The sequence below is a fragment of the Streptomyces katrae genome (genome assembly GCF_000966975.1).
GTDB lineage: Bacteria > Actinomycetota > Actinomycetes > Streptomycetales > Streptomycetaceae > Streptomyces > Streptomyces katrae.
Genome location: NZ_JZWV01000668.1, coordinates 1 through 11,994 on the forward strand (window position 1 = coordinate 1; position 11,994 = coordinate 11,994).

General features: G+C 76.7%; 8 protein-coding genes. 4 read left to right on the top strand and 4 right to left on the bottom strand.

The features are described from left to right. Window positions 1-133 precede the first annotated feature (133 nt). The 4 genes from VR44_RS23595 (at window position 134) to VR44_RS23610 (ending at window position 3,755) form a co-directional block, all read left to right on the top strand. Complete coding sequence (locus VR44_RS23595) at window positions 134-1,765, top strand: class I adenylate-forming enzyme family protein (RefSeq protein ID WP_052713791.1); 1,632 nt, start codon at window positions 134-136, stop codon at window positions 1,763-1,765. 81 nt (window positions 1,766-1,846) lie between these two features. Next, a complete protein-coding gene (locus VR44_RS23600; RefSeq protein ID WP_045949583.1) occupies window positions 1,847-2,146 on the top strand; it encodes an antibiotic biosynthesis monooxygenase family protein in 300 nt (99 codons plus the stop codon). Window positions 2,147-2,249: 103 nt separating this feature from the next. Continuing rightward, the gene (locus VR44_RS23605; protein ID WP_045949584.1) at window positions 2,250-3,461 is read left to right on the top strand and encodes a cytochrome P450 family protein; all 1,212 of its coding nucleotides are present in this window, start codon (window positions 2,250-2,252) and stop codon (window positions 3,459-3,461) included. A gap of 111 nt (window positions 3,462-3,572) precedes the next feature. Next, entirely contained in the window at window positions 3,573-3,755 is a 183-nt protein-coding gene (locus VR44_RS23610; protein ID WP_045949585.1) for a DUF5302 domain-containing protein, read from the top strand. A 131-nt stretch (window positions 3,756-3,886) separates the two neighbouring features. On the opposite strand, the gene VR44_RS23615 is transcribed toward VR44_RS23610, so the two are convergent. The 4 genes from VR44_RS23615 to VR44_RS48520 all read right to left on the bottom strand — a co-directional run bounded on the left by VR44_RS23615 (window position 3,887) and on the right by VR44_RS48520 (window position 11,973). Further along, on the bottom strand, window positions 3,887-5,332 hold the full coding sequence (locus tag VR44_RS23615) for a DHA2 family efflux MFS transporter permease subunit (protein WP_045949586.1): 1,446 nt from the start codon (window positions 5,330-5,332) through the stop codon (window positions 3,887-3,889). A gap of 25 nt (window positions 5,333-5,357) precedes the next feature. After that, window positions 5,358-6,134 carry a thioesterase II family protein gene (locus tag VR44_RS23620; RefSeq protein WP_045949587.1) on the bottom strand — a complete coding sequence of 259 codons (777 nt, stop codon included), beginning with the start codon at window positions 6,132-6,134 and terminating at the stop codon, window positions 5,358-5,360. Window positions 6,135-6,244: 110 nt separating this feature from the next. Beyond that, the gene (locus tag VR44_RS23625; RefSeq protein ID WP_045949588.1) at window positions 6,245-7,090 is read right to left on the bottom strand and encodes a metallophosphoesterase family protein; all 846 of its coding nucleotides are present in this window, start codon (window positions 7,088-7,090) and stop codon (window positions 6,245-6,247) included. Then, window positions 7,090-11,973 carry an acyltransferase domain-containing protein gene (locus VR44_RS48520; RefSeq protein ID WP_281187178.1) on the bottom strand — a complete coding sequence of 1,628 codons (4,884 nt, stop codon included), beginning with the start codon at window positions 11,971-11,973 and terminating at the stop codon, window positions 7,090-7,092. The genes VR44_RS23625 and VR44_RS48520 overlap by 1 nt, the downstream gene beginning before the upstream one ends. Between the last annotated feature and the right edge of the window lie 21 nt (window positions 11,974-11,994).

Genomic DNA, 11,994 nt, shown 5'->3' on the forward strand with positions numbered 1-11,994 from the left:
GCGGGGGCCCGAGCGGGGCCCGAGTGGGGGGCCAGGGGGGTTCGAGCGGTTCTGGAGTGGGTTCCGAGCGGTGGCGGGGATCGTGGGAAGGCCCTGCCGCCCGCCGGGACGCAGTGCAGAGGGGAGCAGAGCCGTGCCGACACCCGCCCATCCCGAACTGCCGCACCTGCCGCAACTGCCGTTGGACGGGCTGTTGCGCCGTGCGGCGCTGCGGGCCCCCGGGGCCCCGGCGCTGCGCGTGGGCGCGCAGACGTACACCTTCGGCGAGCTCGACGCCCGGGCCGACCGGATCGCCGCCTTCCTGGAGTGCTCGGTCGGCCGGCGCGGGGCCCGCGTGGCCGTCGTGAACACCCTCGACGCCGACTTCGCCGCCGCCTACTACGCCACCGTCCGCAGCGGCAACACCGTCGTCGTCCTCAACCCGCTGCTCTCGCCGGCCCGGACGGCCAAGGTGCTCGCCGCGGCCGGCGCCGAGCTGGCCTTCGCGCCCCGGGCCGCCGCCGAGGCCCTCTGCGCGCTGCCCGACCGGCCGGAGAGCCTGTCCCTGGTCCTGGTCACCGGCGCCGAGGACGGCGGCCCCGTCCCCGGCGCCGCCGTCCCGCTGGACCTCGTGCTCGACGCCGTCGCCCCGGCCGCCGGGTCCGACGCCCCGCGCCCGGCCGTCTCCGTCGACCTCGACGCGGAGGCCTGCGTCCAGTTCACGACGGGCACCACCGCGAGCCCCAAGGGCGTCCGGCTCACCCACCGCAGCCTGGTCGCCAACGCCGTGCAGACGGCCCTGGCCCACCGGCTCGGCGAGGACTCCACCACCCTCAACCACCTGCCGCTGTACCAGCCGATGCACCTCAACTCGGCCGTCTACGCGGGCGCCTGCCAGGTGCTGTGCCCCGACCCCGACCCGCTCGCCTCCTTCGCCCTCGCCGAGGCGGCCGGCGCCACCCACTACTACGGGCTGCCCGCCCGCCTCCACCGGCTCGCCGCCGCCGACGAGCGGCTGCGCGGCGGCGGCCCCCTGCCCGGCCTGCCCGCAGGACCCCGGCTGACAGCCGTCCTCTCGGGCGGCAGCGCCCTCAACCCGGCCGCCGCCCGCTCCCTCTCCCACCGGCTCGGCGTCCCCGTCGTCCAGGGCTACGGCATGACCGAACTCTCCCCGCTCACCCACTGCCAGCGCCCCGACGGCACGACCGGCACCGGCTCCGTCGGCACGCCCGTGCCCGGGACCGAATGCCGCGTCGTCCACCCCGACACGGGTGTCCCGCTGCCCCCGGAGGAGAGCGGCGAGGTGCAGGTGCGCGGCCCGCAGCTGATGGCCGGCTACCTCGGCACCGAGGCACCGCCCGCGGGCCCCGACGGCTGGTTCTCCACCGGCGACGTCGGCCGGATCGGCCCGGACGGGGAGCTGTTCCTCGTCGACCGGCTCGGGGACGTCTTCCTCCACGACGGGGAACTCGTCTCGCCCAGCGCCGTCGAACGGGTCCTCGGCTCCGACCCCCGGGTCGCCGAGTGCGCGGTCGTCGGCTGGCCCGACGCCGTGCACGGGGCCGTCACCTGGGCCGGCATCGTCCTGCGCGAGCAGGGCGCGGCCGACCCCGCGCCCGTGCTGGCGGAGATCGCCGCACGCGCCAACGAACGCCTGGCGCCCTTCGAGCGGATCCGCCGCGTCGAGGCCATCGACGCCGTCCCGCGCACCCCGGTCGGCAAGCCCGTGCGGGCGGTGCTGCGCCGCAGCATCCGTACCCGCGCGGCCGCCGAGGCGACCGTCTGACAGCAGTCCACGAGACCGAGTGACGAGACCGAGTAACGAGACCGACATCCGAGAACGAACCCGTGCAAGGAGCGCCCGTCCATGGTGACCTACGTCAACAAGCTGAACGTCCACGGCGACCTCGTGCGCTTCATCGACGCCGAGGACCGCCTCACCCGCTTCGTCAGCTCCCGGCCCGGCTGCGTCAGCCACCAGACGCTCCGCCTCGTCGGCACCGCCAACTTCTTCGTGGAACTCTCCGTCTGGGAGGACACCGCCGCGCACCGCGCCGCCGTGACCAGCGAGGGATTCCGCGAACTGGCCCGGGAGATCGCCGTCCTCGCCACCCGCGAGCAGGGCCTGTACGAGACCCTCCCCGAGCAGGCCGCCACCGCCGCCTGACACGGGCCCGGGCCCGGGCGGGACGCCGGTCCTCCGGCATCCGCCCGCCCCGCCCGCGCGTCCGGGGCCCCCGCGAACGGCGGGATGTCATGCTGGGCGGGACATGAGCTCCGAGCTGCTGACCGGGGACCCCGGCCGGGAGACCGCCCGCCGTGCCCGCAGGAACCAACTCGCCCGGACCGCCCAGTGGTTCGCGGGCCTCGAAGCCGATCCGTACGCCCTGGTCCTGCGCACCGGCACCGGGGCGCCGGAGGCCGCCGAGGAGGCCGTGCGCGCCCTCGGCCCGCTCCACCGCAGCGCCCTGCCGGACACCTGGGTCACCGCCCACCGGGCCGTCGCCGAGGAGGTCGTCGGGCACCCCGCCTTCGACGCCCCCGGCCCCGCCGCCACCCCCGGCGGGGGGCGCCCGCCGCCCTTCCGCAGCGCCGTCCTCGCCCTCGACCGGGCCCTCGACCGGGCCACGGCCGCGGCCCTCGCCCCGCTCACCGCCTTCGGCGGACCCCTGCTGTGGGCGGCCGACGCCGACAGCCTGGAGAAACGGACGGCCACCTGGGCCCGCACGCTCCTGGCCGGCCTCGGTGAACGGTTCGACCTCGCCGAGGACTTCGCCCGCCGCCTGACCGGCCCGGTCCTCGCCGAGCAGCTCGGCCTGCCCGAGGCCGCGCACGAGCGGTTCTGCCGCCTGCTGCCCGACTGCCGCCACGTCCTCGACAGCCTGCTGTGCCCGCAGACCCACGCCTGCGCGCGGGCCGCGCAGGCCGCGGAGACCGCCATGGCCGGCCTCCTCGCCGAGGCCCTGCACCGGCCCACGGCCGAGACCGTGCGCGCCTCGCTGGTCACGGCCCTCAGCGCGGCCGAGCCCACCGCCGTCCTCATCTGCAACGCCGTCCGCCTGCTGCTCGACCGACCCGGCGGCTGGCAGCGGCTGGCCGAGGACCCGGACCGGGCGGCCGGGGAGGCGGTCGCGCACACCCTGCGCACCGCACCCCCCGTACGGCTGGAGTCCCGGGCCGTGCGCTCGGCCGTCACCCTCGCCGGCACCCCGCTCCCCGTGGGCGCCCGGGTCACCCTCCTCGTCGCCGCCGTCAACCGCGACCCGCCGGCCGAGCCGGACGCCCGGCCCTTCGGGCTCTGCGCCGACCTGCACTTCGGGCTGTCCGCGCACCTGGTGGAGGCCCTCGCCCGCGCCGCCCTGCGCACCCTCGCCCGGATCCTCCCGGACCTGCGCGCCGACGGGGACCCGGTGACCCGGCTGCGCTCGCCCGTCCTGCGCGCCCCGGAACGGCGGCCGGTGGCCGGCAATCCCGTTTTCTGAGCCGGACTCAAAAACTCTCCGAATTGCGCCATTCACACAAAAAAGAGTCGCCGTGTACCGGATCGGGTGCGACAATGAAGGGGCTCCAGTAAACGGCCCAGGAGGTAACCCATGACCGATACGCCGGACAATCACGCGGCCGATGCCGAGGGCAAGGACAAGTTCCGCGAGGCTCTGGAGCGCAAGGCCCGCAACGCCCGCTCCCAGCAGGCCCACCACGAGGGCCGGCTGAAGATCAAGGGTGCCAGCGGCCCAAACGGCCAGAGCCGGACCTTCCGGCGCAAGGCCGGCTGACCGGCTGACCGGTTTTCCCGCGCACGCGAAGGCTGCCGCGGTCCGATCACAGATCGGACCGCGGCAGCCCTTTTCCTTTTTCTGCGGAAAGGGAAGGCGCAACCGGATTTCCGCTCGAAAGGGAGCCTGTGTCAGGCCGTGGCGTCGGCAGGCTGCTTCACCTGGGGGGCCGGGCTGGCCGGGGCGGCCGCCGGGGCCGGGGCCGCCTTCGGGCGGGGGATCGCCAGGGCGAACAGGGCGCCCACGAAGACCACCGCGACCGCGATCCAGACGGCCGGCACCAGACCGTCCACGAAACGCTGCTGGCCGCTGAAGTCGCCCTGCGCCGCGAAGACGCTCGCCAGGACCGCGATGCCGAACGCGCCGCCCAGCTCACGGACCGTGGTGTTGGCGCCGGAGGCCTTGCCCATGTGCTGGGGCGGGACGGCGCCCATGACGACCGTCGCGGTGGGGGCGAAGACCAGGCCCATGCCCGCACCGGCCAGGACGAACGGGCCGACGAACGCCCAGTCGGAGATGCCGACCCCGACCACCAGGGCGAACCAGGCCAGGCCCACGCCCGAGACCGCCAGGCCCAGGGCCATCAGCCGGCCCGCGCCGACCTTCGCGGCGAGCTTGCCCGCCTGCGGGGCGATGAACATCGGCATGACCGCCCACGGCAGCGTCCACAGGCCCGCGACGAACGCCGAGTGGCCCAGACCCGTCTGCAGGTACTGGGCGATCAGGAAGGTGGCGCCGAACATGCCGAAGTACACGGCCAGGGAGACCACGTTCGACAGGGTGAAGGCACGGACGCGGTAGAAGGACAGCGGCAGCAGCGGGGCCGCGGCCTTGCGCTCCCAGGCGATGAAGGCCCCGAGGAGGACCACGGCCGCCGCGAACGCGGAGACCACCGGCGCCGAACCCCAGCCCTTCTCGTGCCCGTTGACGATGGCCCACACCAGGGAGACCACGCCGGCGCAGGCCAGGACCAGGCCCAGCAGGTCCAGCTTCACCGGGGCGCCACGGCTCTCCGAGACCGCCTTCAGGACCAGCGGGACCGCCACGACGGCCACCGGGACGTTCACCCAGAAGATCCACTGCCAGTCGAGACCGGAGGTGATCGCCCCGCCGATCAGCGGCGACAGGGCCACGGCCAGGCCGCTGATGCCGCTCCACAGGCCGATCGCCGCACCCCGCTTCTCCGCGGGCACCGCCATCGCGAGCAGCGTCAGCGACAGCGGCATCACCGCCGCCGCGCTCATGCCCTGGAGGGCGCGGAAGAGGACCAGCGCCTCCGTGGACGAGGACAGGGCGCCGCCGACCGACGTCAGGGCGAACACGGCGATGCCGGTGACGAAGACGCGCTTGCGGCCGAACCGGTCGCCGAGCGCGGCCGCCGCCAGCAGCAGGCCGGCGAAGCCCAGGATGTACGCGTTGGTGATCCACTGGAGGTCCTCGACCGAGGCGCCCAGATCGGCGCGGATCGAGGTCAGCGCGTTGGTCACCATCAGGTTGTCGAGGGCCACCATGAACATCGGCAGGGACACGGCGAGGATGACCGTCCCGAACGAGGGACGGGCGGGCGTACTGCTCAACTGATTCTCCAAGAAGGGTCGCGGGTCACACGCGGGCCGGCAGGGCGAACGCGGCCAGGTCTTCGGCCAGGGCCGCGGTCACCGCGTCCCGCTGCGCGTTGAGGTAGAAGTGGCCGCCCGGGAAGGTGCGCAGGCGGAAGGCGCCGTCCGTGGCCCCGGCCCAGGCCGCGGCCTCCTCGGCCGTCACCTGCGGGTCGGCGTCCGCCGTGAGCACGCTGACGGGACAGCGCAGCCGCGCCCCGGGGCGGTGCGCGTACGTCTCCACCGCCGTGTAGTCGCCGCGCAGGGTCGGCAGCACCATCTCGGCGATGTCCGGGTCGGCGAGCAGGGCGGCGCTGCCGCGGTCCAGGCGGACGACCTCCTCGATGAGCCCGGCGTCGTCCCGCAGGTGGACCGTCTCGTGGCGGACCGTGGCCGGGCCGCGGCGGCCCGAGACGACGATCCCGAGCAGCCGGTCCCCGTCCGGTCCGGCCTCCAGCCGCCGCGCGGTCTCGTAGGCGAGGGTGGAGCCCATGCTGTGGCCGAAGAAGGCCATCGGGCCGTCCACGCAGGAGGACAGCACCCCGGTGATCTCGTCCGCGAGGACGTGCAGGTCCGTGCGGACCGGTTCGCCGCGGCGGTCCTGACGGCCCGGGTACTGAAGCGACAGCACCCGCACCCCGGGCGACAGGGCCTCGGAGAGCGGGTGGTAGTAGCTGGCGGCCCCGCCCGCGTAGGGGAAGCAGACCAGGGTCGTGGCGCCGTCGGGGGCCGGGTGGTACTGCCTGAGCCACAGGTCGCGCAGAGCCTGGGGGTCCGCCATGGGGGAGGGTCCGTTCTCTCGTCCGTCCGGGGGCGGCACGCACCGCCCCCGTCGGCTCCTACGGCACCAGCCCCGGCTCGCCCCCCGCTCGAGAAACCCTGGGGAAACCCTCAGGCCTCGCCCTCGTGCGGCCGCAGGACGTCCCGCAGCACCCCGCGCGGCAGGCCGCGCAGACGGCGTTCGCGCGGGTAGCCGATGGAGACCTCGTCGAAGCGGACGCCGTCGTAGTAGGTGGTCCGGGGGATGTGCAGGTGCCCGTACACCACGGCCGCCGCCCGGTAGCGCACGTGCCAGTCCGCGGTGAGGGTGGTCCCGCACCACTGGGCGAACTGCGGGTAGCGCAGTACGTCGGTGGGCTCCCGGACCAGCGGGTAGTGGTTGACCAGGACGGTCGGCAGCGCCGGGTCCACCTCGTCGAGGCGGGCCTCCGTCGCGGCCACCCGGGCCCGGCACCAGCTGTCGGCGTCCGGGTAGGGATCGGTGTGCAGCAGGAACTCGTCCGTGCACACCACACCCGACTCGTGGGCGGCGGCCAGGGACTGCTCCTTCGTCAGCCCCGGCGCCCGGAACGAGTAGTCGTAGTGCACGAAGAGCGGGGCGACGACCACCGGCCCGCCCGCTCCCGCCCACACCGGGTACGGGTCCTCCGGGGTCAGTACGTCCAGGGACCGGCACAGCTCCACCAGGTACCGGTAACGGGCCTCCCCCCGCAGCGAGACCTCGTCGTCCTTCGGGGTCCACAGGTCGTGGTTGCCCGGAGTCCACAGCACCCGCGCGAACCGTTCGCGCAGCAGACCCAGCGCCCACTCGATCTCCGACGCCGTCTCGCTGACGTCCCCGGCCACCAGCAGCCAGTCCTGCGGGGACCCCGGCAGGAGCTGCTCCTCGACCAGCCGCCGGTTCTCCGCGTGCACCACGTGCAGGTCCGATACGGCGAGCAGCCGCCCGGCCGCCATCAGCGGGCCACCTTCCGCAGCCAGCCGTCCACGGTGGCCGCGACCGCGCCCGCGTCCGCGCCCAGCAGCGAGAAGTGGTCGCCGCTCACCTCCGCCACCTGGCCGGCGTGCTCCCAGCCGGCCGCGCCGGAGGCCGCCGAAGCGGAGGCCCGCACCAGCAGCGTCGGCGCCGCCGCGGGCTCCGGGGTCCAGTCGGCGAACACCCGCAGGTGGCCGCCCATCGCGAGGAACCGCCCGTCGTCGGGCACCCCGAGCGGGCCGTCCGGATCGAGGAGCCGCTCCGTCAGCACCGACAGCCCGTGCCGGCCCTCGGAACGCGCGTACGTGTCCAGCAGTACCACCGCCGCCGCCTCCCGGCCGATCTCCAGCAGTTCCCGGGCCACGGCGTGCGCGACCCAGCCTCCGGAAGAGTGTCCCAGCAGCACGGGCCGCGCCGCACCCGCCGCCTCGGCGACGGCCTCGGCCTGGGCCCGTACCAGGGCCCGCCGGCTGCGCGGCAGCACCGCCTCCCCGCCGAACCCGGGGTGCGCCAGCACCGTCAGGCCCCGGACGCCGGCCAGGGCGCCGGCCAGCGCCAGGTACTCGTGCGGTCCGGAGGCCGCGCCCAGCGAGGGGAACGCGAACAGTCCCGCCGCGCCCTCCCGGTGCGGTGCCAGCTCCGCCGGCGCCGGCCACTGCTCCACCGCGGCGCGGGAGTCGTAGCCGGGCAGCAGTCCGGCCGCCGCCATCAGCAGCGCCGCGCCCTCGTCGGTACGGCCCTGCGCGTGGGCGCCCCGCAGCAGTGCGGCGAACGTGCCCCCGGCCGGCTCCGGCGCCTCCCGCGCCGGGAGTTCGCCGAGCAGCCCGGACAGGTGCGCGGCCAGCCGCGTCACCGACGGGTGGTCGAAGACGGTGACCGGGGCGATCGTCAGCCCCGTCGCCTCCCGCAGCGAACGGACCAGCTGCAGGGCGGTCAGCGACTGGAAGCCCAGCTCGGTGAACGGCCGTTCCACGGACAGGGTTTCGGCACCGGCGTGCCCGAGCGCGCTCGCCGCGTGGCCGCGCACCAGGGCCGTCAGGGCCGCCGTCCGCTCCGCCGGGGGCAGCGCGGCCAGCCGTTCGCGCGGCGGGAGCCCGTCGTCGGCCCGCCGGTTGGCCGCCCGGCGCGGCGGTACGGGGAGCAGGGTGCGCAGCAGCGCCGGAACGGGCCGGCCCGAGGCCCGCAGCGGGCCCGCGTCGGCCCGGGCGGAGACCAGGGTCAGGCTCCGGGAGAGGGCGTGCCCGAGCGGCGCCGGACCGGCCGCCCCGGACAGCGGGGCCAGCCCCGCCGGGGTGCCCCCGGGGTCCGCGCCCCAGCCCAGCACGGCCGCCGGCAGCCCGGCGGCGCGGCGGCGGGCGGCCAGCGCGGTGAGGAACGCGCCGAGCACGGCGGTCTCCTCGGCGCAGCCCGCGCCGACCGCGCCCCCGACGGTGGTGACGAACGCCAGCGGGGTGCCGTGCCCGTCCACGGCGAGCGCCGCGTCCACCGCGGCCTCCAGCGACGGCCCGTCGGGCCCGGCCAGGTGGACGATGGCCGCGGCCTCCTCGCCGGGCCCCGCCAGCCGTACCCCGTGCCCCTCGGCCAGCTGCCGGGCGGCCTCCTCGGCCCTGGGCCCGTCGGTGGCGCCGCTCAGCCGGACCGGCTCCAGGCCGCCTGCGGCGGGCGCACCCGCCGGGACCGGTTCGGCCCGCACCAGACGCCGGGCGTAGGCGACGCCGTCGCGCAGCGCCAGCTCCGGCTCCTCACCGCCCAGCGCCCGCAGCAGGGTCTTGCGGCTGGCGTCGCTGTCGTCCACGTCCACCAGCACGAGGCGGCGCGTGCCCTCCTCGGCGAGCCGCGCCTGCACCGAGCGCACGAAGCCGCGTACGGCCGCGCCGGCCAGGTCGGGGACGCCCTCGCCGTCCAGCACGGCCTCGGCGCCGCTCGTCACCACGGCCAGCGCCGTGCCGGCGCACCGCGGTTCGGCGAGCCAGGCGCCGACCAGCCCACGGACCTCGTCCACGGCGGCCCGCACCCCCGGCCCCGACACCTCCGGCGCGGCGCCGGTCCGCAGCGCCGGCACCAGCAACAACCCCGGCAGCCCGGCCCCGGCTGCGGTCCCGGCCGTCCTCCCAGACGGGGCGCTAGCCTCAGCCCGGGCTCCGGCCTCGGCCTCGGCCTCGGTCCCGGTGTCGGTCCCGGTGTTGGTCCCGGCCTCGGTCCCGGCCTCGGTCCCGGTGTCGGTCCCGGCCCCGGACAGTAGGGACGGCAGGTCCGGGTAGGCGGGGGCGTCGTCGTACTCGGGCAGTACCGACGGGCCCCGGCCGCCGCCCGGTACGCCGAGCAGTGCCCGGGTCGGGCCCGAGGCCCGCTCGGGGGCTTCGGGGGCCCGTTCCCACACCACGTGCAGCGGGGTGACGGGCCGTCCGCCCCGGCCGCCGCCCTCCGCCACGCCGGACAGGGTCACGGTCGCGGCCGCCACCGGCCCGCCCTCGGCGTCGGCGAGCTCCAGCTCCACCACCCCGAACGCCCCGCGCACCGCCCGCACCCGCAGCGAGGACGCGCCCGTCGCGTAGAGGGCCGTACCGCTCCAGGCGAGCGGCGCCGGCCGCTGCTCCCCGGCGGCGAGTACGGGGTGCAGGGCCGCTTCCAGCAGGGCCGGGTGCAGGGCGTACCCGTCCACCTGCTCGTGCAGCTCCTCCGGCAGCACGGCCTCGACGAAGAACTCCTCACCCCGCCGCCAGACCCGCTCCACGGCGGGGTGCCCGTCCTCGCACTCCACCGGCTCGGCGCCCCGGGGCGGCCACACCTCGGACCGGTCTCCGCGACCCGCCACGCCGGAGCCCGCGGCCGCTCCCGTGCCGGCGGCGGCCGGGCCCGGGCCCGCGTCCGGGCGGAAGGAGGGCGCCCGTCCGGGTGCCAGGACCCCCGTCAGGTGCCGTACCCAGGGCTCCTCCCAGTCGGCCGCCTCCGGCCGTGAGACCGCGCTCAGTCTGCGCCGGCCCGACTCGTCCGGGGCCTGCACCAGCAGCTGCAGCCGGATCCCGCCCCGTTCGGGCAGCACCAGCGGCGCCTCGGCGGCCGCTTCCGCGAGCTCCGGCAGGCCGACGGCCCCGCCCGCCGCCAGTGCCGCCTCCACCAGCGCCGCCACGGGCAGTTCACCGCCGGCCGGCCAGGGGTGGCTGCGCGCCGAGACCGTCCCGGTGAACAGCACGGCCCCGGCCTCCGGCAGGTCGAGGCGGAACGCGGCCAGCGGATGGCCCGTCGCCGTCATCCCGGACGTGCCGGCGCCTTCGCCGCCGGGCGCCTCGTGCAGCCAGTACGGCTCGTGCCGGAACGCGTACGTCGGCAGCGGCACGGTGCGCGGCCGGTGCGCCGTGAACGCGGGCCGCCAGTCGGCCGGCCCGCCCCGCACGTACAGCTCCGCGAGCGAGGCCAGGAACCGTCCCGGCCCCCCGTCGTCGCGGCGCAGCGACTCCACGACGGCCGTCCGCCCGGACCCGCCGCCCGCGGCGGCCGCCGCGTCGAGGGTCTCGGTGACGCCCAGGGTCAGCACCGGGTGCGGGCTGACCTCCACGAAGTAGCGGTGCCCGTCGACCAGCAGCGCCCGTACCGCCCCCTCGAACCGCACCGTGCGGCGCAGGTTCTCGTACCAGTACCCGGCGTCCAGGACGGCGCTCTCCACCACCTCGCCCGTCACCGACGAGTACAGCGGGAGTTCCGGCCGCAGCGGCCGCACCGGCGCCAGCACCTCCAGCAGCCGCTCCCGGATCGACTCGACCTGCGGGGAGTGCGAGGCGTAGTCCACGGGGATGATCCGGGCCCGTACCCCCTCGGCCTCGTACCGGGCCCGCAGTTCCTCCAGCGCGGCCGGTTCGCCCGCCACCACCGTGGCGGCGGGCCCGTTGACGGTGGCCACCGCGATCCGGCCCGCGTACGCGGCCACGTCGAACGCGACCTGTTCGTGGGCCAGCGCCACCGACATCATCCCGCCGCGCCCCGACAGCTCCGTCAGCAGCCGGCTGCGACGGGCCACGACGAGGGCGCCGTCCTCCAGCGACAGGGCCCCGGCGACCACGGCCGCCGCGATCTCGCCCTGCGAGTGCCCGACGACGGCCGCCGGCTCCACCCCGTACGCCCGCCACAGCGCGGCCAGCGACACCATCACCGCCCACAGCGCCGGCTGGACCACGTCCACCCGCTCCAGGCCCGGCGCGTCCGGCCGGCCGGTGAGCACGTCCAGCAGCGACCAGTCGGTGTGCGGGGCGAGGGCCGCCGCGCACTCCTCGATCCGCGCCCGGAACACCGGCTCGGCGTCCAGCAGTCCGACGGCCATCCCCACCCACTGGGCGCCCTGCCCGGGGAACACGAACGCCACCCGCCCGTACGCGCCGGCCTCGGCCGAGCCCGTCACCAGACCCGGCGCGGCCTCCCCGGCCGCGAGGGCCGCGAGGGCCGTACGGAACTCCTCCGGGCCGGAGCCCAGCAGCACGGCCCGGTGTTCGAAGGCGGAACGGCCCGTCGCCAGTGAGAACCCGACGTCGGCCGGGCGCGCCCCCGGCCCGGCCTCCAGGTGCCCGGCCAGCCGGCCGGCCTGCGCCCGCAGCGCCGCCCCCGTACGGCCCGACAGCACCCACGGCACCACACCCGGGACGGGCCCGGCCTCGGGGGCCTCCGCCGCCGCGGCCTCCGGGGGAGCCTGCTCCAGGATCACGTGCGCGTTGGTCCCGCTCATCCCGAACGAGGACACCCCGGCGCGGCGCGGGCGGCCCGTCTCCGGCCAGGGCCGCTCCCGCGTCAGCAGTTCCACCTCGCCCATCGACCAGTCGATCTGCGCCGACGGGGCGTCCACGTTGAGGGTGCGCGGCAGCGTGCCGTGCCGCATCGCCTGCACCATCTTGATGAC